The following is a 20680-nucleotide window of genomic DNA, read 5'->3' as shown; positions in this document are numbered from 1 at the left end:
GTCAATTGACCTGACTAGCTATCTGTAAGAGTGCCTTTTCAAAAAGGAAACCTTTTTCATAAAGACCTGTCTTAATCTGATAGTCTGTCTCAATCAAATAGGAAATAGCTTGCTTCAAAAAGCTTAAGGAAAGTCCTCGCGAATCCCTCAGCGCAAACTTAATCTGATAGGGATTTGGATTGCGTCCGAGAAAACTACCTAAACTACTTCCAATCTGCGATTCTGTTTGCCCAGACTCCGCCAAAATTTTCACCTGAGTAAAAGTCCGAAATTGCCCTAGCATGACTGCAATCAGTTTAATTTCATCTTCACCTTGCAAGGTCAAGTCTCTAACCAAATCGCGCGCCTGATCCATCTTTTTAGTCAGAATAAACTGAGTTAAATCAAAAATATTGTCCTGCAAGGTCTTGGGAATAGCATTAACAATATCCTCTTCCTCGATAACAGAGTCTTCCTTATAGGACTGTAAAAAGAGGAGATTTTTCTGAATTTCGCTAAATTGAAAACCCGACTTGATGAGAAGATTTTCAAAAGAATGATTGGTAAACTGCAGGCCTTGTTTCTGACTCCACTTTTGGAAATACTGGCGCAATTCTTGTTCTGTGGCTTCTACTGCGTCAAAAACCTTGGCATCACGCTTCAGTAATTTAACCAACCGTCTTTTGCTATCCAGTTTTCCTTTCGCAAAGATCAACAACTTGGTTGTTGGTGAAGGATTGTCAAGGTATTCCTCAAATGACTTGAGCTCATCATCTGTTAAAAAGCGCTTTTTATCAGTCGTGATATCGACAAAATGATCCAATATCACGATTTTCTCATCCGCAAAGAAAGGAAGGCTGACTAACTCCAGTTCCACATCTTTGTAAACTACTTCTTTCATATCAAAGTAGGCAAAGTTTAGGTCGGCAGAATCATAGCCAATCTGTTTCAATACTTGACTCTTCATCACTTCAAACTGACCCTGATCTGTTCCTGTAAATAGGCTCAGACTCGGTAAATTTGCTAAAGTCAACTTCTGACTTTCTTCAATGGCTAGCATCTTCTCTCCTTTCTTCTGATTTTTCGATTGAATTTAGTCAATATAGCGCAATTTTCCACGGAAATCTTCTAGGCTCTCGTACCCTTTTTCCGCCATGATTGCTTTTAGTTCATTGGTAATACGTTCAAAAGCACCGACGCCTTCTTTGTGAAGGGTGGTTCCCACCTGCACCATACTGGCTCCACAGAGGATATGTTCAAAGGCATCACGACCAGTCAAAACGCCACCTGTTCCGATGATTTGGATTTGAGGATTTAAACGTTGATAAAAAGCATGAACATTCGCTAGAGCAGTCGGTTTGATGTACTCTCCACCAATCCCACCGAAACCATTCTTTGGTCGAATAACGACAGATTCGTCTTCTATATAGAGGCCGTTCCCGATAGAGTTGACACAGTTGACAAACTTGAGTGGATACTTGTTGAAAATAGCAGCTGCTTGATCAAAGTGAACAATATCAAAATAAGGTGGGAGCTTAATTCCAAGAGGTTTGGTAAAGTAGGCAAACACCTCTGACAAAATCAGGTCAGTTGTCTCAAAATCATAGGCAATCTGTGGTTTTCCTGGAACATTTGGGCAAGAAAGATTTAGCTCAGTCAGACCACGGAAGTCACTCTCTTGGACTTTTTTCAAGATAGTATGGGTTTCCTCTGGAGACATGCCGACTAGAGATAGGAAGAAAGTCCGGTTCGGCTCTTTTTCCTGCAGATCCAAAAGGTAGTCCAGATAGTAGTCTAAGCCCTTATTTGGCAAACCCATAGAGTTGATAGAACCAAGTGGAACATCTTGATAGCGTGGCTCAGGATTTCCCTGACGAAAGTCCAAGGTCGCTGTCTTAGTGACAAAGGTTCCTGCCGCTGAGTTTTTAACTCCTTCTAACTCCTCTATCGTCATACAAGCCACACCTGCTGCATTCATCAAACAATTGTCAAACTCAAAACCAGCAATTTGCGTTTTCGTTGATACCATGATTCTGATCCTCCAGATTCCTTTTATTGCTAATATTATACCACATTTTCAGATTTTCTCTTTAAGAAAGGCATTTATAAGAAAAAGGTTCGTTTTTTATCTACTTTCAAAAAATCCCAAAAACTAAATTGAAAGAATTTTTAGAAAATTTTTGTTTTTTCTCTTTACAGTTAAAAAAAATTCTGCTATAATGACACACATAATTAAATTAGAATTTAAGGAGAACGATATGACATCTGCTAAAGAATATATCCAAAGCGTGTTTGAAACTGTAAAAGCTCGTAACGGGCACGAGGCTGAATTCCTCCAAGCTGTTGAAGAATTTTTCAACACTTTAGAACCTGTATTTGAAAAACACCCTGAGTATATCGAAGAAAATATCTTGGCACGTATCACTGAGCCAGAACGCGTGATTTCTTTCCGTGTTCCTTGGGTTGACCGTGATGGAAACATTCAAGTAAACCGTGGCTACCGTGTTCAATTCAACTCAGCTGTTGGACCATACAAAGGTGGACTTCGTTTCCACCCAACTGTTAACCAAGGGATTTTGAAATTCCTCGGATTTGAACAAATCTTTAAAAACGTCTTGACTGGACTTCCTATCGGTGGAGGTAAAGGTGGATCAGACTTCGATCCTAAAGGTAAAACAGATGCTGAAGTGATGCGTTTCTGCCAAAGCTTCATGACTGAATTGCAAAAACACATCGGACCATCACTTGACGTACCTGCTGGTGATATCGGTGTTGGTGGACGTGAGATTGGTTACCTTTACGGCCAATACAAACGCCTTAACCAATTTGATGCTGGTGTCTTGACTGGTAAACCTCTTGGATTTGGTGGTAGCTTAATTCGTCCAGAAGCAACTGGTTACGGTTTGGTTTACTACACTGAAGAAATGCTTAAAGCTAACGGTAATAGCTTTGCTGGTAAAAAAGTGGTTATTTCAGGTTCTGGTAACGTGGCTCAATACGCTCTTCAAAAAGCGACTGAACTTGGTGCAACTGTTATCTCTGTATCTGATTCAAATGGTTATGTCATCGATGAAAATGGTATCGACTTCGATCTTTTGGTTGACGTTAAAGAAAAACGTCGCGCTCGTTTGACTGAGTATGCCGCTGAAAAAGCAACTGCAAGCTACCACGAAGGTTCTGTATGGACTTACGCTGGAAACTATGACATTGCGCTTCCATGTGCTACTCAAAACGAAATCAACGGTGAAGCAGCTAAACGTTTGGTTGCTCAAGGAGTTATCTGTGTATCTGAAGGTGCCAACATGCCAAGTAACCTTGATGCCATCAAAGTTTACAAAGAAAATGGTATCTTCTACGGACCTGCAAAAGCTGCCAACGCTGGTGGTGTAGCCGTTTCAGCCCTTGAAATGAGCCAAAATAGCCTTCGCCTCTCATGGACTCGTGAAGAAGTTGATGGACGTCTCAAAGACATCATGACAAACATCTTCAACACAGCTAAAACAACTTCAGAAACATACGGTCTTGATAAAGACTACCTTGCAGGAGCAAACATTGCTGCCTTTGAAAATGTAGCAAATGCTATGATCGCACAAGGTATTGTTTAAGATTCATTCGCTTAATCCTCAATCGTTATGATTGGGGATTTTTTGGTTGAGTTAAACAGTTAGAAAATTACTTACTCGCCCCCTTTTTTGCCCCTTTTTAAACAAAAAGAAAAACCACTACTCCTAAGAATAGCGGTTTAATCATGTCTTTAAGCTACTAATGTAGTCGCTCTATTATTTGGCGTTTTTTCTTTTAAAGACTTTTTGCCTAGTTTAACTTCTTAGGAAAGCCAAATGATATTCTCCATTCAATTTAACTGCTACTTTCTCGTGGATAGACTGATTTTTTAAAGAACAAATTTCTCCATATTTCCAACTTTCGTGCTCCCCTGATAATCTAGTGACTGACTTCACTTGATTATCTAAGTTAGCAACTGTAGCACTAAGCTCTTCTTTTGGAATAATTTCTTCAGTAATTGTAAATAATTGTTCCCCTATCTTCAACTCTCTGGCTTCTTGCTCATTGATAGCAAATTCTCCTACTAAGCGAACATTAAATAAGTCAGAAACTTTTAGGAGTTCTTCTTTAGAAATATTATCAAATAGTCTACATTTATAGAAAGTACTATCAATTTTTATGGCAAATTCTCTATTCTTGGTCTGATATAAGTCACCAATCTCCAATAAATCATTCTTTATTTCATTATTGGAATCATCGTAAGATATTTCATAAATATCATAATGATTGCTTACTTTACTTTCAATATCTTCATATAAAATTAATTGATTAGTTACACCATAATGCTCTCCTTTATAATCAAATCGATTATAACTTGAGTCGAGAAATTTAACATCATACTTCTCATATGTGCATCCAGTCAATCCAAGTAAACTTAAGAAAAAAATTACGGAAAGATAGATCTTTTTGAATTTCATAGTTCTCCTCCTAATTTTTTATAGTTAAATTATCAAAAATCAATAACGCCTCTCTCCAATATGTCTTTACAGACCTATTTTGGATATGAAGTAAATTCAAAACAATTCCCAAACTTCCATCGAAAAATTAAACACTTCCTTCATTTCCATCAGAATATATAATTAAACACCTTTTCTGCTCACAATTACTAAATTAGCGACAAACAATAATACAACATAAAAAATTAAAGTCAATAAATAGGTTGTGCTTCTAAAATTATTTTCTAAAATTATATTAACTGGTAAAATTACTGGAATCCAAAAAATATTAAGAAAAACTTTATTTGTTGCAAATACTATAAATAAACTTTCTACAACAGCAATAAGTAAATTGCCGCCTTTCGCAATAAACAATGTCAATAGCATGTGGAAATGATTTAACAATATTAGTAATAACCAACTAACTATTCCTACGTAAAAATAATATGAAAAGTGTTCTAACTCTATACCTACAACTACCCATAAAGGAATAGTAAGTAAAGATAATAGTAAATCTAACACAAAAAGTTTCGCTCCCCATATACTGGATATATTTCTCCCGCTCCTAATATTCTGATATTTATTAGCATTGATTTCTTGTTCAGATACTAATAAAGTGATTATCGTAGTTATCATACAATAGCCTAACATGGGTAAAAAGATAATATTTTCCAATACAATTGTGTTATTTACAGATAATATGTAAATTGGAATTGTCAATAGTTGTATAGTAGACAAAATCAAAATAATGTATAGTTGATACGAACCTTTATATTTAATCATTTCACTTTTTAGCAATTGGATCATTACTTAACCTCCAATTTAACATTAACAAAGAAACAATAAATAGAATCAATGATAGAAATACGGCAAATACTACCATTTTAACGTCTGTTACATGATTTGTTAAATCTAAATCTCCTGACGGTTTTATATACATCAGACTATAAGCAATTTTATAATGATATGTAAAAGGAAAGAAGAACCAAAAGCTACTTTGAGCGATAAAAGGTGCAACCAAAAAACAAATCAAGGAGTTAATAGATACTAGGATATAGGGATTGAACCATTTCGAAAATAGATACAAGAGTGGCAATACCCATATGGATGTTATCGAAATAAGTACTAAACAAATTAAGTCACCAATTATATTCAATGATATTAAGTCGGCATACAGAAAATTACTTGTAAATAATAATATAGCTAAAAACCATACGTTAGAAATGAGTAAATCTTTTAATTTTAAAAGTATCTTTACGATATATATTTTTATGCTATCATTTCGAAAGTATATATTCTGGAAGTTTCCTGCAGCTTCTTCTGCTTTATAATCATATAAAAACAACAATCCAATAAGTGTATACAAAAAGACGGCTTCCCACCAATATATTGAAAAACTTTCTATAATGCTTGGTCCAACAAGTAATACCGCTATTAAAATCGACAAGCCCGGAGCTATTATCAAGAATTTTTTGGATGTATTTTTTCGCTGTTTTAACCATTCTGATTTAAATATTTTTATCATATTGCGTCACCTCCATGAACAATTCTAAAAAATAAAGATTCTAAATCATCACTTTGAACATTCAAACCGTCGTAAAAAATTTGACCATCATGTAAAATAACAATTTTATCTGCCACTTTACTAACTTCATACAGTTGATGGCTAGATAAAAGAATTGTCATTCCTGATTTCTTTAAAGAAATCATTAAATTCAATAATTCCTTTATACCATCTGGATCCAATCCATTGGTAGGTTCATCTAAAATGAGCAAATCTGGACTAGTAATTATTGCCATGCCTAATCCCAAACGTTGTTTCATACCTAAAGAAAAGCTCCCTGCTTTTTTCTTTCCCGTATTAGATAGCCCAATCAAGTTTAATACTTCATTAATTCGTTCGTCAGAAATGTCATATAACAATGCTCTAGTTTTTAAGTTATCAAATGCAGATAAGTTCATATAGATAGCAGGAGTTTCAATAAGCGCTCCAATCTCATATGTGCCCGCATTTTTTCCCCCATTAAAAATAACCGTACCACTATCAGCGTTTTCAAGACCAAAAATAATCTTCATAATTGTTGATTTTCCAGCACCATTGATGCCTAATAATCCACAAATACTTCCCTCTTTTATTTCAAAAGAAATATTTTTCAGCACTTCTCTATCCTTATATGATTTTCTAAGTTTTTGAACTTGTATATTCATAACTATAATTCCTCCTTTATTTATACTTGTATGTTACACTTTATTTTTCAAAATTTGTTCAGACTTTTCAATTTTAAAAAATAAAAAAATAGATATTCCTCAATTTAGAAGATTATCTATTTTTATATACATAACTATTATGTGGAAGGTATCTAATATATCCCTATAGAATTATTTTTTAATAAGCAACGTCACTTGAGCACCACCTCTATCTGGATTAGATAAAAACAATTCTCCAAAATGTCTAGTTGCAACTTGTTTAGCAAATGCTAACCCTAAACCATAGTGCTTATCATTCCTACCTTTATTCTCAGTATAAAATAACTTATCTGCATTTAATAAGGACTGTTCAGTAAAAGGGAGACCATTGTTCCACACTCCAAAATTAATATACTCTGTTTCCTCTATGATAGTAAGAGTAACTTTTTTTTCTCCAGAACTATATCTTGCTGCATTTGCTAAAATATTAATTAATGCCCTATTTAAATTAAAACGATTTCCCTTAAAAAACATTAATTTTGTAGTATTAATAATTTTGAAATCAACCTTTGCATTATTCATTACAGATTTCGCCTCTACTGACAGATCACTTAAAAAATCAGGTAAATATATCTGTTCCCCATAATCTTTATCTTCAATTAGTAATCTTGAATAATCAATCATTGAACTAAAGTATCTTTCAAAAATCACTATACTGTTATTCATTGACTGAGTATATTCCTTCTGTTGATCAGTCAGGTAAGTTAATTCAAGCAACTCTAAATTTCCCTTTAGTACTGTTAAAGGAGTTTTTACATCATGAGCTAATGCACCAACTTGAAAAGATAAATCTTCCTTCTCCTTTCTCTCTGATTTGAGTAAATTAGTTAACTCGTCGTCCTTTTGATATAATACAGAGAGAATTTCATCGAACTCTTGTATTTGAGCTGGAATCTTTTTTTCTTTAAATGTTAACTGCCCCATGTTTAAAGCTTTTTTTTGTATAAGTAGAAAATTTTTTGAAAATTCTTTTATTAATCTTGTAAGTGACCAAATGAGTAAAATCGTTTCGAAAACGAAGAAAAATAAATAAGAAAATAGATTAAATGAAATGTGACGCAAATTCGGATTAACAAACTCAGGTATCATGGGTTGCCTGATAGTAAGTACAATCTCTGAATTAGCATAATACCCATAATACACCTCACTATTACTTACAGATTCATTTTTATCAAAAACTTCTCGATAGGCAGGCAAATCCTTTTTTTGATAATTACCCTCTTCAATTGTACCTGTCTTGCGATTAAATACAACATAGTCAAATATAGAGTTATTCATTACTTGAACTACATCACTTAAATTGCTGGTATCACTCACTGAAATTTCAATTTTAGAGTCGTATACATTTAATTGTCCTGTAAAAACAAGTAAATAAGTAAATATAAAAAATAAAAGTATACTCAGTAACGTACCTGTTACTAGTTCTAAAACAGTCCTTATTATACGTCCTCTAATTGTACTATTCTTCTTAATCATGCCACTTGTATCCCATACCTCTAACTGTTTTTATAGGATTAATTCCATAGGATGAGAATTTTAATCTTATTTGATAGATATACTCAGATATTGAACGAAAGAGGGTTTCAGCATCATCATCATAAACGTTTTCATATATATCTTGTACAGTAAAAATTTTTCTTGGATTGCTAGATAATAGCTCTATGATATCATATTCCCTACTTGTAAAGGCAAGACTATCTCCATTAATACAAACAATTTTTTCTTGTAAATAAATCGTTATTGGAGATAATTCTCGAACAATTTGATTACTTAATTCACCTTGTTTGTATCGTTCTTCTCGTTTAAGATTTGCAGCAACTTTAGCAATTAATTGATTGATGCTGAAAGGTTTTGTAATATAGTCATCTCCTCCTAAATTCAATCCTGATACTATATCTTCTTCGGTATCTTTTGCACTAACAAAAATAATAGGGGAGCTTACTTTATTTCTAATCTGCTTACAAATTTGCATACCATCTATATTAGGCATCATTACATCTAATAAAATCAAATCAAATCCTTTGAAATTATTAATATTGATTGGTACGGTGACTTCTTGATACGTCGTTACCTGATAGTTTTTCATCTCTAAAATAGTTCGCATCAGTTTCAAAATTTCAAAATCGTCATCTACAACTAATATCTTATACATTCTATCACCTCAAAATATTTTAGAGAACTATCTGCAAAGCTCCGTATTCTTGACAAAGAATAGTCTCAATACATCAATTTGTAATTGTTCTTTATTTTTAAAATTAAATTTTTAGAAACTAGTACAAATCTATTTTACACTATCTTAAACAAAATTCGTAATATTTAATAATCTAATTTGAGTGCCGTCAATGCCATTACATATCCAGCAAGAATATCCATAACTTTCCCATCTATATGTGAATAATCCTCCCCCTTAAGTTCTCCAACGTAATGTTTCAATGCTTCTTGATTATTTTAATCTAGACCATCATCACCTACTTAAGCAACAATTATTGAACCTTGACATTTGAGATTGTATCAGAGAAAATTCAGATTTTATTCAGAGAAAAAATCATCTTTACACTACTAGTGAAATTCAAATTTAAGAAAGAATCAATTTCTAAAATTTTTCATGTCCTAAAAAATAGAATAAGTTTTGAACTTGTTCAGATTATTTTCTATCCCCTCTTCCACTTATATCCTGTCCAGCATGCTAAGACAAGTAAAGCAAGGTTAAAAATGATAAAGAAATGTAACCTTTTCTACTTTTCTTTTCAAGATAGGTTGAGAGTTCCTCTCATCCTCAATAAATAAAAATTCAGTCTCACTATATTTAGTCTCACTAACTTCAGTATCACTAGGGGCTGAATGTGAGACGGGGGGCGTTTCATTTTTGACATGCCCTAATCTTTTTTTAACACTAGGCCTGTTCGAACTAGCTACTGGGGTAGAAGACAACTCCCCTAAATAAATCTTATTAGCTAGTCTCCCTTTCTCACTTGAAGACTGTTGGACTTCATCAATTAAGTCATATTCTTTAAGAGTTTTTTTGATGGACAGTAATTTTGACTTCGAACAACCTAACAGCCTCATCAGTTTAGAATTAGAAAATACTAAATATACTGCTCCTTCTTCATCTATCCAACCACGACTGAGAGATAATTCTAAACGATCTTTTAAAATAGAATAAGCCACCTTTACTTCTAGTCTCATATCCATATATTTCTCATCCTCAAAAAGAATTTTAGGTAATTTATAATACCGTTCTGAAGTTTGGTATTGATTTGCGGTAATTCGTTTCATAGCGCTCCTCCAAGTTCTTTGAGTATTAAATCTCCACTTGATTCCAATCGAACCAAGCCACTTTTTTCTAATTCAGCCATAAGAGAGATGGCTTCAACAATGTCAATTCCCATTTCACGTACTAAAAATGAAATGACAATATAGCGTGATGATTGTAATTCTTTTGTCATTTTTCCTCCAGAAAATAAAAAAAGGAGAACAATATTCAACTGTTCTCCAAAATAATTTTATTAAAAAGAAAAACCCTGCCAAATTAATTTTTGGTAGGGTTTTTGGTAGGAAACTAAATTAATTTATCAGTTTCTAAAATGTGTTCACGATTCTAAAAGTCTGATACTATAGTATTCCGAATTCTAATTGGTATATGCCTCTTATTTAAGAGTAACTGAAGCTCCAGCTTCTTCCAATTTAGCTTTAAGTTCTTCAGCTTCTGCAGCTGCAACACCTTCTTTGATGACACCTGGTGCACCATCAACAAGTTCTTTAGCTTCTTTAAGTCCAAGACCTGTGATTTCACGTACAACTTTGATAACGCCAACTTTTTTGTCGCCTGCAGATGTCAATTCAACGTCGAATGAATCTTTAGCAGCACCAGCGTCAGCAGCACCAGCTGCAGCAACAGCTACAGGAGCAGCTGCAGTTACACCAAATTCTTCTTCGATAGCTTTTACAAGGTCGTTCAATTCAAGGATTGAAGCTTCTTTAATTTCAGCAATAATGTTTTCAATGTTCAATGCCATTGTTATTTCCTCCAAATATGTTTTAAATTTATAATAGATTTTCGTAGCTAGGCTACGCTGCGTAGCTTAAGATTAAGCTGCGTCTTCTTTGTTGTCTGCAACCGCTTTGACTGCAAGAGCAACGTTGCGCACTGGCGCTTGAAGTACAGAAAGGAGCATAGAAAGAAGTCCTTCGCGGTTTGGAAGAGTTGCAAGAGCAAGAATCTCTTCTTTAGATGCGACAGCGCCTTCGATTGCACCACCTTTGATTTCAAGTGCTTCAGCGTTTTTAGAAAAGTCGTTCAAGATTTTCGCTGGTGCGATAACATCTTCGTTAGAAAATGCTACTGCAGATGGTCCAACAAATACAGATGCAAGATCTTCAAGACCAGCTTTTTCAGCTGCACGACGCAAGATTGAGTTTTTAATCACTTTATACTCAACTTCGCTTCCACGAAGCTCACGACGAAGAACTGTATCTTGCTCAACTGTCAAACCACGAGCGTCTACAACGACGATAGATGCAGCAGCTTTCATTTTTTCAGCTACTACGTCAACTAGTTCCGCTTTTTTAGCAATAATTGCTTCACTCATTAGTGTGTTCACCTCCGTTATTATTTTGCTTGGGGAATTTTTCCAAAAGAAAAACGCGCCCAAACCTAGACACGAAAGTACAATACGCTTCTTTTTACATGATACGTTTTGTCCTCGGTAGGATCCTTATGAGTCGAGCTCCCCTACTGTCTTAGGCAGTTTTTTCAAACCGTATATAAGTATAGCATAGTTAAAAAAAGAATGCAAGATTTTTGCAAACTTTTTTAAAATTTTTCGTGATTTTTCTTTTAAAGTTCTACTGTCAGGACTTGACCTTGCTTAACGACCTGTTCTCCAGCAATATAAACATCATCTACATCACTAGATTTGACTGCATAAACCAGATGAGAGAGCATATTTTCTTGGGGTTGGAGATGGATTTTCCCCTGTGGTTGAATAACCAGAAAATCTGCCTGCTTACCAACTTCTAGACTTCCTATCTGATTTTCCATTCCTAGAACCTTAGCCCCTTCGATTGTCAGTGCCTTGAGAGCCATTTCGATAGGAAATTGGCTGGCATCTCCACTTTTCATCTTCTGAAGAAGGGCTGCTGTCCGTCCTTCCTCAAACATGTCTAAATTATTATTAGAAGCGACCGAGTCCGTTGCAATTCCGACTGCTACTCCTGCTTTTTGGAGTTGGATGATGGGAGCAATCCCTGAGGCCAATTTAAGATTACTGATAGGGTTGTGGGCAATAGCCACTTGAGAGATTGCCAAACGTTCAATTTCTCGATCGTTTAACTCGACTCCATGAGCGAAGACAGAGGGATGTTCTAAGTAACCCAGTTCTTCTAGAAAAGCAAGAGGACGTTTACCGTACCGTTTCAGGATAATTCCTGACTCCTCCTTGGTCTCCGCTACATGGATATGGAGAGGAATATTTAGCTCTTTTGCCATGTCTATGCTTTCTTCCAGCAATTCTCTACTACAGCTGTAGGGAGAATGTGGGGCTACCATAACCTTGAAATTTGGATTTTCATATCCTAAGATTTCCTCGATGATTGCTCGTGTTCTGCTTATAGTCTCATCAGTTGTTTCTGTCTCTGAAGAAAAGAGGGTCGGTGAGAAATAACAACGCATCTTAGAAGAATTCACTGCATCGTAAATCTGCCTAATATCCACTCCATTGGGATTATACATATCATTGAAGGTTGTTGTTCCTGACTGAAGCATTTCTGTCAGAGCTTCTTGGACTGCCTTGGTAGTCATATCTGGAGTAAACTCAGCTTCTGCAGGCCAGATATAGTCATTGAGCCATTCATGGAGGTTGCTGTCATCCCGAATTCCTCGCAAGCCTGTCATAGCAGAATGGGTATGGCAATTGACCAAACCAGGCATAATCCAGGCTCCTTGATAGTCTATAATCTGCTCAGCTTGCTCTAAAATCTCTGACTTCTCTTGACCGACATAGACGATTTGAGAATCCTTAACAGCTAAGATTCCATCTAGATAAACATGGAAATCTTTGTCACAAGTCACGATATTTACATGCTGAAAGACTTTCATTCTAGGCTCCTTTTCTATAAGACAATTTACAGTGAATAATTTTTCTAGCTATTGTAACAAAAAAGTCACCCGAAGGCAACTTTTTTCGTTCATAAGATTTTAAAATAGAAAGGCTTATTCAGAGCTAAAAGCCGCAGCTTTTTGCATTTGGTAATACTTGCCCTTTCTAGTCATGAGGTCCTGATGGTTACCATACTCAACAATGTCGCCATCCACCAATACAAGAATCAAATCCGCATCCTGAATAGTTGACAAACGATGGGCAATGATAAAGCTTGTTCGCCCCTTCATGAGTTTAGCAAAGGCATCCTGTACTAGCACTTCTGTCCGTGTATCGATGGAAGAAGTCGCCTCATCTAAGATAAGAATCTTTGGAATAGCTAGAAAGACTCGGGCGATGGTCAAGAGCTGGGCTTGGCCAACAGAGAGAGATTCTCCTGCATTTTCCAACTTGGTATCGTATCCCTGTGGCAACTGTTGGATGAAAAAGTCTGCATTTGCTGCCTTTGCAGCAGCAATCACTTGCTCCCGACTGGCTTCAGGATTTCCAAAGGCAATATTGTCATGAATGGTCCCTTGCTTGAGCCAGGTTTCTTGGAGCACCATGCCAAACTGCTGTCTCAATGACGCTCGGGTATAATCATAAATAGATTGCCCATCCAGCAGGATATCTCCTGAATTAATAGGGTAAAAACGCATAAGGAGATTGATAAGAGTTGATTTTCCAGCTCCTGTCGGACCAACGATGGCCACCTTGCTACCAGCTGGAATATCAATAGATAAATCCTTAATCAAAATCTTTTCAGGATGGTAGCCAAAAGAAACCTGTTTAAAGGAAATAGCCCCCTTAACCTGGTCACTGGTCAAGACTTCCTTACCTGTTTCAGACACTTCAGGACTTTCTAAGACAGCATATACACGCTCTGCACAAGCGAGAGCACTTTGCAACTCAGCTAGAACTGAAGAAATATCGTTAAAGGGCTTGGTGTACTGTTGGACGTAATTCAAAAAAGTCACTAAGCGTCCAATGGTCAAGGTAGAGCCTATCATGATACGATAGGCCCCTACTCCAGCTAGAAGGGCATAAATGAGCGAATTTACAAATCGAGTCGAAGGATTGACCGTTGAAGAATAAAAGATAGCCGACTGAGAATAACCTGCATAGTTGGCATTCGCCTCACACAGTCTTTTGATAAACTCTGCCTGAGCATTAAAAGATTGAATAATAGTCTGCTGACTAAGTGATTCTTCAATCAACTGAGTCTGAATTCCCCTAGTCTCTGTTTGTTTCTGGAAGAGATGATAGGAGCGTTTAGCAATAAAGCGTGAGATTACCATAGAAAGTGGCGTCAACAGCAAGACCAAAAGAGTCATGAGGAGATGAATTTGAAGCATGGCTAGAATGCTGACTAAAATCATTAAGACGCCAATAAAAAATTGGTTAAAAATCATGGTCAAACCAGCTGCTAACTGTTCAATGTCCGTGGTTACACGACTGATCATTTCTCCACTGCCTTGCCGATCCACAAAAGCAATCGGTAAACGGTGGAATTTATGGATGATTCGCTCTCGTAAGTCTCTGGTATAAGAGAAAATTAGGCGATTATAGAGGAGAGGATTGACCCACTGCACAAGGGTATTTCCTATGACCACCAAGATCATTTGAATGAAAATCTGCCAAAAAACTTGCGAAGAACCAGCCACTAGAACCTGGTCAATGACCTGCCCTATCAAGATAGGTAGGTAGATTGATAAGCCTACCTGGGCAATGGTTCCTAGAAAAGCTAGGAAAAGGAGGAAGGGATGGCTTGCTAAATCCTTAGCCAAACGTTTGAGCGTCTGGTTTGCGGTTTGTCGTCTCACACTAGTCCTCCTTTCCATGTTGGGATGCATTGATTTCCCGATAGACTTGGCTTGATTTCATCAAGTCCTCGTGCTTGCCGATAGCTAGGAACTCACCTTTTTCCAAGAGGAGAATCTGATCAGTCATCTGTAAAGTCGAGGTTCGTTGAGAGATCAAGATTAAACTGGTATTTGGAAGATTTTCTCGGATAGCTTTCAAGAACTTGGACTCGGTAATGGTGTCCAGTGCCGAGGTCGCATCATCTAGGATGAGAAATGGAGCTTGGCGCAAGACTGCTCGGGCGATAGACAGACGTTGTTTTTGCCCGCCTGAGAAATTTCGCCCTCCTGCCTCAACTAGGGCATCCAAGAGTCCTTCCTTTTCACTGACAAAGTCCTTAGCTTGCGCAATCTCCAAGGCCTGCCAGAGTTCTTGGTCAGTTACTTCTTGATCTAAACCTAGAGTCAGGTTGGAACGAATGGTTCCTTTAAAGAGTTCGACTTTTTGGGGCACATAGGCAATCCAAGACCGCCACTGCTCCAAATTACGAGGACTATGTCCATCTCGATAAAGGTCTATGCTCCCCTTGTCTGCTGGATAAAGGCCAAGGATGAGTTGCACCAGGCTTGATTTACCAGAACCCGTTCCCCCAATAATACCAAGAATTTGCCCTTGCTGCATATCAAAGGAAATGTCTCTCAGAGAAGGCTTGGCCGCATCAGGATAGGTAAAGGTCAGTTCTTGAACTTGTAAAACCTGATCACTGGTAGCTTGCTTTTGTGCTAATTCTGAATGAATATCTTCTGGAGCCTCAGCAAAGACTTCCTCGATTCGCTTGGCTGAGATATAGGACTGGTTGAGGGAATTGATCAGCATGGCTAGCTTGACCAATTCCACCAAGATCTGTAGGAGATAATTAATAAGGGCAATGAGAGCACCTTGACTGAGCAATCCTCCTTGAATAGAAATATAGCCTTGCCAGATAATGACGAGGAGTGTTCCATTGACAATCAAATAGGTCAGAGGTGTTAATAAACTAGACCAGAAACCTGTTTTCTCTTGTAATATAGCATAGACTTGGTTAAGGGTTTGAAAAATATGTAACTCTCGTTTTTCTTGCCAAAAAGCACGAATAACCCGCATCCCTTGTAATTGCTGGCGCGTTTCTTGAACCAGTTGGTCCGTTTTTTTTCTAAGACTGCTGTAAAGAGGATTGACCAATCTAGAAAGCCCTACAATAACAATGGTCAAAATGACAACCATGACTAAGAACCAGAAAGTCAACTCAGCTGAAATGCGATAGGCCATAAAGATGGCTCCAAAAACGATAATAGGTGCTCGCAAAAAGAGACGCAGGAATTGATTGATACCAGTCTGAATCTGGTAAGTGTCCGAAGTCAAGCGAGTGACCAAGCTAGAAGTTGTCAAACGGTCTCTGCTGTCCTTAGGCAACGAAAGAATATGACGATAGAGATCATCTGTCAGTCCTTTGGCAAATCCAACCGCAGCCTTAGCTGAGTAGAACTGGGCTATTAAGGCCACTACAACACCAATCACTGCAAAGATAAGGAGCAGGCCAATCTGCATCCATAGATGATCTTGATTTCTTTGGGGCAAGGATTGGTCAACAATTCCAGCAATCACCATAGGAACTAAGAGCTCAAACACAGCTTCTAGTAGCTTGAACAAGGGTGCTAAAATTGATTCCTTGATGTAGGGTTTAAAGTAAGATAATAGGTGTTTCATAAATCCCTTCTATTCGTATTCTGGAAATGAAGAAAGTGGGAAGCACCCACCATCTCTGATTTATTTGTTTAAGTAAGGTAGTAGACAGCCATAGCCTGCTTCTTCCATCTCATCCTTGGCCACAAAACGCAAGGATGCAGAATTAATACAGTAACGAAGTCCACCTAACTCCCTAGGACCATCTGTGAAAACATGACCCAAGTGAGCATTCCCCGATCGAGAACGAACCTCAATTCGCTCCATTCCATGACTCAGGTCCTTGTAATAATGAATCAATTCTTTGGAAATCGGACGGCTAAAACTTGGCCAACCACAACCTGAGGCAAACTTATCCTTGGCAAAAAAGAGTGGCTCACCTGTCGTAATATCTACATAAATTCCTTCTTCAAAAGTTTGGTCATAGACATTGGTAAATGGAGCCTCTGTAGCAGCTTCTTGGGTAACACGATAGGATTCTTCAGATAAACTGCCCTTTAACACCTCTTGACTAGGCTTTTCATAATTTGCTGCGTCAATCAATGGCTTTTCAGCATCGGTCACATCGATATGACAGTAACCTGAAGGATTCTTCTTAAGATAGTCTTGGTGGTAATCTTCAGCCAGAATGTAGTGGCGAAGTTTCTCCACCTCTACTGCAATCTTTCGACCAAGCATGCGCTCCTGCTCCTGCACCACTGTGTAGATAGCTGGCAAGTCTGCTTCATCCTGGTAATATATACCGGTCCGATACTGACGTCCACGGTCATTCCCTTGTTGATTGATGGATAATGGATCAATAACACGGAAATAATAAAGCAAAATTTCTCTGAGTGACACTGCCTTCTCATCGTAAATCACTTGAACCGTTTCTGCATGGTCTGTTTCCTTTAGCAACTGGTAATTGGTCGTTTCGACTTGGCCATTAGCGTAACCGACACTGGTTGCTAATACGCCAGAAATTCGGGAAAAATATTCCTCTAGGCCCCAAAAACAACCACCTGCTAGATAAATTTCTGCCATCTTTATTTCTCCTTTATCAAGTTTGTAACTAGACTTCTTTTCAAAAAAAGGACAGGAAGCCCTCTGGTCGAGAGTTTCCCCATCCTATCTTCTATTCTTTATTTTGCTTCGACACGGACACCTTGGGTATCAACCTTCAAGTCATGAAGTTTTCCTTTGAAAGGTTGCTTTTCCAATTCTGCCTTAATCGTTGGCATCTTGTCATGAGAAGCCAAGACCATAACTGTCGGCCCAGCACCAGAGAGGTAGGTTGCATAGGCACCATTCTCTTTGGCTACTTGCTTAATCGTCGCAAATTCTCTCACCAAGTCCTGACGATAGCGCTCGTGGAAGAGGTCTCCCTCGATTGCTTGCCCAGCAGTCGCCATGTCTCCTGCAAACAAGGCCGCAACCGCCACATTGGCGATAGAACTAGCTGCAACAGCTTCCTTATAGGACAATTTCTTAGGCAAGACACCACGGCTGTCTCGAGTACGCAATTCATAGTTTGGAATGTAGGCTAGGAAATCACACTCTGGGAAGTCTGCTACAATAGCTGAAACTTGCCCTTCAACGGAACTTGCAATAACGAGATTACCATAAATGGCTGGAGCCACATTGTCAGGATGTCCTTCAATCTTGGTCGCCAACTGCAATTTTTCATGGTCAGATAAGTTGAGATTTCCCAGTTGGTTGGCTAGTTCAATCCCAGCTACAATAACCGAGCTGGAAGAACCCAAACCACGCGCCAAGGGAACATCACTAGTCATTTTCAAGCGTCTTGGTTGTAAATCTGGTACAATTTGTAAAGCAATCTTGAGCAAGAGATTACGTTCATCATGTGGAATCCATTTGCCAATCTGGTGTTCAATCAACCACTCATCTCGTTCTTCACATACCTCAATTTGAAGATACTTGGTTACAGCTACACCGACCGAGTCAAATCCTGGCCCGATATTGGCACTGGTTGCAGGTACAATAATCTTCATCTTATTCTCCTAGCACCTTGAAGGTATTCAAGAGGTCGAATTCTGAAACCTTCTTCAATTCATCTGAGACATTTTCAAGCTGGGCTTTATTAATCTTGTGTGTGATGATAACGACACGCGCCTTGTCACCATCTTTTCCATCTTGGAGAATTTGCTTGAAGGAAATATCTTGAGCATTGAAGATTTCAGCCAATTTCAAGACCTGGCCTTTTGAGTCTGGAGCCAAGATTGAGAAGTAGTAATTAGCTTTGACATCTTCAGCATTTGCCAAGACCAAGTCACGGCTGTATTCGTTGAAGTCTTTGCCAATGGTACCATCATTCAAGCGACGAACGATACGGACAATATCTGCTACAACACTTGTTGCAGTTGGTTTTTGACCAGCACCTGGTCCGTAGTACATAGACTCACCAATACCGATAGATTCTACAAAGACAGCGTTCATTACGCCATTCACACTGGCAAGTGGGTGTGCTTTAGGTAGGAAGGTTGGAGTTACTTCTGCAGCAATTCCTGAAGGAGTTTCCTCGATTGAACCAACCAATTTCACTACATAGCCAAGTTCTTGAGCTACAGCTACGTCTTCTGGTGTGATGTTTCGGATTCCTTTGTGGGCTACATCGTCAAATGCAACCTTCATGCCAAAGGCAAATTGGCTCAAAATCACCATCTTGTAAGCTGCATCAATCCCATCCACGTCATTTGTCGGGTCGCTTTCTGCAAATCCAAGTCTTTGCGCTTCCGCAAGAGCATCATCGTAAGACCATCCTTCTTCGACCATCTTGGTCATCATGAAGTTGGAAGTTCCGTTGACCACACCAAGGACACGAGTGATTTTGTCAGAAGCCAAGGAATTTGCCAAGGTACGAAGAATTGGAATCCCACCAGCTACCGCTGCTTCATAGTAAAGTGCTACCTTGTTAGCTTTAGCGATTTCTAACAATTCTGCACCATGGACAGCCAAAAGGTCCTTGTTAGCAGTCACAACGTGTTTGCCAGCCTCCAAGGCACGAGTGATAAAGGTTTTAGCTGGTTCGATACGCCCCATCAATTCCACTACGATCGTAATGTCTTGATCTGACAAAATGTCATCCACATTGGTTACAAAGTTAAAGTCATTCCCTGCTGCAAGCAAGCGGTTCTTTTCATCTTCGTCCTTGACCAATACCTTAGCAACTTCAATATCTGAATGTGCTGATTGATTGATTTTTTCTCCATTTTCCTTTAGGAGGAAAGGCACACCACTTGCAACGGTACCAAATCCTAGTAAAGCAATTTTAACTGTCATGTTTGTCTCCTCGAAATTTTCTATTATAGCCATTATAACAGAATTTTGTGAAAATTCCTATCATAGTAAATCACTATTTCAGTATAAAAAGAAAAAACGAATCAGACGATTCGCTCTCCTTAAAATCTAGAAATAGCTTTCCAGAAATGATTATCCAATCTTTTGCAGATTAAGTACTGCATCGTGATTCATCAAGACTTGGCCATACTCTTGCAAAACTGAACGACTGATATCACTATCGTCCGCAAACTCGCGCATACGAGCCAACAGCCAAGCTGGATATGGACTTGGATGATTTTCAATATCCACTAAAATGGTCAAATAATAGCGCTCATTCATCTTGTAGAGTTCAGAAGTTTCCATCTCAAAAGTCACTGTCTTGGCAAAAGCTACCAAATCAGCTAATTTTGCGAAAGAAAGGATGTAATAGATGTAGGGCTCTTTCTTGCTCTCAACTTCTTGTTCAGCCTGCTCCTGCTCTTCTTCCTTGGCTTCGACTTGCTCTAGAGATTGAATGGCTTCGATATCATCCTTAGTTTTGTCCGCGATACTTTTTTCCAGGGTTTTGATAAATTCATCTGGCGACATTTGAGCCAATTCTTCCATGTCTGGCAAATCCGATAAGTCTTCAAAATCTAGATTTTGGTCAATCTTGGACTTGGTAACAAATACGTCCACCTTATCCGGTTTTGGAGTCACACGGAAGCTCAACATACCTGTATCCAAAAAGCTATCAGGCATCTCTAACTCATCCAAGATGGCATAAAAGAACTCTTCTGTTTTTTCTTGAGGAACGAGAAAGTCAGCAATCTCCATTCCTCGATCCATCAAATCCTCTAAAGACATCGTGATTTTTAAAGTTGTATCACTGATTTGTTTCATTTTCATTGCTAGTAACCTCATACTTTCAGTTCTATCTATTATACTAGATTTTTACGATTTTATCAAAAGAAGGCTCCTCTGTCAGGCTAGATTTTCCCCTAGGGTCTTTCTGTAAAAGATTCTAAAGGGAAA

At 37.9% G+C, this 20680-nt stretch carries 19 protein-coding genes, 1 pseudogene and 1 other annotated feature; of the genes and pseudogenes, 1 reads left to right on the top strand and 19 read right to left on the bottom strand.

Annotation, left to right across the window (positions count from 1 at the left end; translation table 11 throughout):
- Position 1: 1 nt before the first annotated feature.
- Both holA and N8L39_RS00325 read right to left on the bottom strand, forming a co-directional pair.
- Positions 2 to 1039: a DNA polymerase III subunit delta gene (gene holA, locus N8L39_RS00330; protein WP_261010046.1), complete on the bottom strand. Its 1038-nt coding sequence runs from the start codon at positions 1037 to 1039 to the stop codon at positions 2 to 4.
- A gap of 33 nt (positions 1040 to 1072) precedes the next feature.
- Entirely contained in the window at positions 1073 to 2008 is a 936-nt protein-coding gene (locus tag N8L39_RS00325) for a dihydroorotate oxidase (RefSeq protein WP_261010047.1), read from the bottom strand.
- Between the two features lie 229 nt (positions 2009 to 2237).
- Between N8L39_RS00325 and gdhA the strand changes: the two genes are divergently transcribed.
- Positions 2238 to 3584 (top strand): NADP-specific glutamate dehydrogenase, encoded by a 1347-nt coding sequence (gene gdhA, locus N8L39_RS00320; RefSeq protein ID WP_261010048.1) that lies wholly within the window; start codon positions 2238 to 2240, stop codon positions 3582 to 3584.
- 213 nt (positions 3585 to 3797) lie between these two features.
- On the opposite strand, the gene N8L39_RS00315 is transcribed toward gdhA, so the two are convergent.
- The 17 genes and pseudogenes from N8L39_RS00315 to mecA all read right to left on the bottom strand — a co-directional run bounded on the left by N8L39_RS00315 (position 3798) and on the right by mecA (position 20554).
- Positions 3798 to 4460, bottom strand: a complete 663-nt coding sequence (locus N8L39_RS00315; RefSeq protein ID WP_261010049.1) for a NisI/SpaI family lantibiotic immunity lipoprotein — start codon at positions 4458 to 4460, stop codon at positions 3798 to 3800.
- Positions 4461 to 4622: 162 nt separating this feature from the next.
- The gene (locus tag N8L39_RS00310; RefSeq protein ID WP_261010050.1) at positions 4623 to 5285 is read right to left on the bottom strand and encodes an ABC-2 family transporter permease; all 663 of its coding nucleotides are present in this window, start codon (positions 5283 to 5285) and stop codon (positions 4623 to 4625) included.
- A complete protein-coding gene (locus tag N8L39_RS00305) occupies positions 5263 to 6003 on the bottom strand; it encodes a lantibiotic immunity ABC transporter MutE/EpiE family permease subunit (protein WP_261010051.1) in 741 nt (246 codons plus the stop codon). The genes N8L39_RS00310 and N8L39_RS00305 overlap by 23 nt, the downstream gene beginning before the upstream one ends.
- Positions 6000 to 6686, bottom strand: coding sequence for an ABC transporter ATP-binding protein (locus N8L39_RS00300; protein WP_261010052.1), 687 nt, complete (start codon positions 6684 to 6686; stop codon positions 6000 to 6002). Before N8L39_RS00300 ends, N8L39_RS00305 begins: the two co-directional genes overlap by 4 nt.
- A 171-nt stretch (positions 6687 to 6857) precedes the next feature.
- The gene (locus N8L39_RS00295) at positions 6858 to 8201 is read right to left on the bottom strand and encodes a sensor histidine kinase (protein WP_261010053.1); all 1344 of its coding nucleotides are present in this window, start codon (positions 8199 to 8201) and stop codon (positions 6858 to 6860) included.
- Positions 8194 to 8877: a response regulator transcription factor gene (locus N8L39_RS00290; RefSeq protein ID WP_000276749.1), complete on the bottom strand. Its 684-nt coding sequence runs from the start codon at positions 8875 to 8877 to the stop codon at positions 8194 to 8196. Before N8L39_RS00290 ends, N8L39_RS00295 begins: the two co-directional genes overlap by 8 nt.
- 572 nt (positions 8878 to 9449) lie before the next feature.
- A pseudogene (locus N8L39_RS00285) lies at positions 9450 to 10001 on the bottom strand (replication initiator protein A); the annotation flags it as partial.
- The gene (locus N8L39_RS00280) at positions 9998 to 10171 is read right to left on the bottom strand and encodes a hypothetical protein (protein WP_000159607.1); all 174 of its coding nucleotides are present in this window, start codon (positions 10169 to 10171) and stop codon (positions 9998 to 10000) included. The gene N8L39_RS00280 and the pseudogene N8L39_RS00285, both read right to left, overlap by 4 nt.
- A 201-nt stretch (positions 10172 to 10372) precedes the next feature.
- Positions 10373 to 10741 carry a 50S ribosomal protein L7/L12 gene (gene rplL / locus N8L39_RS00275; protein ID WP_048716072.1) on the bottom strand — a complete coding sequence of 123 codons (369 nt, stop codon included), beginning with the start codon at positions 10739 to 10741 and terminating at the stop codon, positions 10373 to 10375.
- A gap of 72 nt (positions 10742 to 10813) precedes the next feature.
- On the bottom strand, positions 10814 to 11314 hold the full coding sequence (gene rplJ / locus N8L39_RS00270; protein ID WP_001287277.1) for a 50S ribosomal protein L10: 501 nt from the start codon (positions 11312 to 11314) through the stop codon (positions 10814 to 10816).
- A gap of 38 nt (positions 11315 to 11352) precedes the next feature.
- Positions 11353 to 11488 (bottom strand) — a sequence feature (ribosomal protein L10 leader region).
- Between the two features lie 74 nt (positions 11489 to 11562).
- Complete coding sequence (locus tag N8L39_RS00265) at positions 11563 to 12822, bottom strand: TRZ/ATZ family protein (protein ID WP_261010054.1); 1260 nt, start codon at positions 12820 to 12822, stop codon at positions 11563 to 11565.
- Positions 12823 to 12936: 114 nt separating this feature from the next.
- Entirely contained in the window at positions 12937 to 14685 is a 1749-nt protein-coding gene (locus tag N8L39_RS00260) for an ABC transporter ATP-binding protein (RefSeq protein WP_261010055.1), read from the bottom strand.
- Between the two features lies 1 nt (position 14686).
- Positions 14687 to 16411, bottom strand: a complete 1725-nt coding sequence (locus N8L39_RS00255; protein ID WP_261010056.1) for an ABC transporter ATP-binding protein — start codon at positions 16409 to 16411, stop codon at positions 14687 to 14689.
- 60 nt (positions 16412 to 16471) lie between these two features.
- Positions 16472 to 17410, bottom strand: a complete 939-nt coding sequence (msrB, locus tag N8L39_RS00250) for a peptide-methionine (R)-S-oxide reductase MsrB (RefSeq protein ID WP_261010057.1) — start codon at positions 17408 to 17410, stop codon at positions 16472 to 16474.
- 98 nt (positions 17411 to 17508) lie between these two features.
- Positions 17509 to 18378 carry a homoserine kinase gene (gene thrB, locus N8L39_RS00245; RefSeq protein WP_261010058.1) on the bottom strand — a complete coding sequence of 290 codons (870 nt, stop codon included), beginning with the start codon at positions 18376 to 18378 and terminating at the stop codon, positions 17509 to 17511.
- A gap of 1 nt (position 18379) precedes the next feature.
- Positions 18380 to 19666, bottom strand: a complete 1287-nt coding sequence (locus N8L39_RS00240) for a homoserine dehydrogenase (protein WP_261010059.1) — start codon at positions 19664 to 19666, stop codon at positions 18380 to 18382.
- Positions 19667 to 19816: 150 nt separating this feature from the next.
- Entirely contained in the window at positions 19817 to 20554 is a 738-nt protein-coding gene (gene mecA / locus N8L39_RS00235) for an adaptor protein MecA (protein WP_000782684.1), read from the bottom strand.
- Positions 20555 to 20680: the final 126 nt, after the last annotated feature.

The organism is Streptococcus mitis, from assembly GCF_946190285.1.
GTDB lineage: Bacteria > Bacillota > Bacilli > Lactobacillales > Streptococcaceae > Streptococcus > Streptococcus mitis_CP.
The sequence above is the reverse complement of the archived record's forward strand: the minus strand, read 5'-3'. Positions and strand labels throughout refer to the sequence as shown.

Bases quoted from the DNA above. Each gene is read 5' to 3' on its own strand.
- holA (WP_261010046.1), bottom strand. From the start codon at position 1,039: ATGCTAGCCATTGAAGAAAGTCAGAAGTTGACTTTAGCAAATTTACCG.
- N8L39_RS00325 (WP_261010047.1), bottom strand. From the start codon at position 2,008: ATGGTATCAACGAAAACGCAAATTGCTGGTTTTGAGTTTGACAATTGT.
- gdhA (WP_261010048.1), top strand. From the start codon at position 2,238: ATGACATCTGCTAAAGAATATATCCAAAGCGTGTTTGAAACTGTAAAA.
- N8L39_RS00315 (WP_261010049.1), bottom strand. From the start codon at position 4,460: ATGAAATTCAAAAAGATCTATCTTTCCGTAATTTTTTTCTTAAGTTTA.
- N8L39_RS00310 (WP_261010050.1), bottom strand. From the start codon at position 5,285: ATGATCCAATTGCTAAAAAGTGAAATGATTAAATATAAAGGTTCGTAT.
- N8L39_RS00305 (WP_261010051.1), bottom strand. From the start codon at position 6,003: ATGATAAAAATATTTAAATCAGAATGGTTAAAACAGCGAAAAAATACA.
- N8L39_RS00300 (WP_261010052.1), bottom strand. From the start codon at position 6,686: ATGAATATACAAGTTCAAAAACTTAGAAAATCATATAAGGATAGAGAA.
- N8L39_RS00295 (WP_261010053.1), bottom strand. From the start codon at position 8,201: ATGATTAAGAAGAATAGTACAATTAGAGGACGTATAATAAGGACTGTT.
- N8L39_RS00290 (WP_000276749.1), bottom strand. From the start codon at position 8,877: ATGTATAAGATATTAGTTGTAGATGACGATTTTGAAATTTTGAAACTG.
- N8L39_RS00280 (WP_000159607.1), bottom strand. From the start codon at position 10,171: ATGACAAAAGAATTACAATCATCACGCTATATTGTCATTTCATTTTTA.
- rplL (WP_048716072.1), bottom strand. From the start codon at position 10,741: ATGGCATTGAACATTGAAAACATTATTGCTGAAATTAAAGAAGCTTCA.
- rplJ (WP_001287277.1), bottom strand. From the start codon at position 11,314: ATGAGTGAAGCAATTATTGCTAAAAAAGCGGAACTAGTTGACGTAGTA.
- N8L39_RS00265 (WP_261010054.1), bottom strand. From the start codon at position 12,822: ATGAAAGTCTTTCAGCATGTAAATATCGTGACTTGTGACAAAGATTTC.
- N8L39_RS00255 (WP_261010056.1), bottom strand. From the start codon at position 16,411: ATGAAACACCTATTATCTTACTTTAAACCCTACATCAAGGAATCAATT.
- msrB (WP_261010057.1), bottom strand. From the start codon at position 17,410: ATGGCAGAAATTTATCTAGCAGGTGGTTGTTTTTGGGGCCTAGAGGAA.
- thrB (WP_261010058.1), bottom strand. From the start codon at position 18,378: ATGAAGATTATTGTACCTGCAACCAGTGCCAATATCGGGCCAGGATTT.
- N8L39_RS00240 (WP_261010059.1), bottom strand. From the start codon at position 19,666: ATGACAGTTAAAATTGCTTTACTAGGATTTGGTACCGTTGCAAGTGGT.
- mecA (WP_000782684.1), bottom strand. From the start codon at position 20,554: ATGAAAATGAAACAAATCAGTGATACAACTTTAAAAATCACGATGTCT.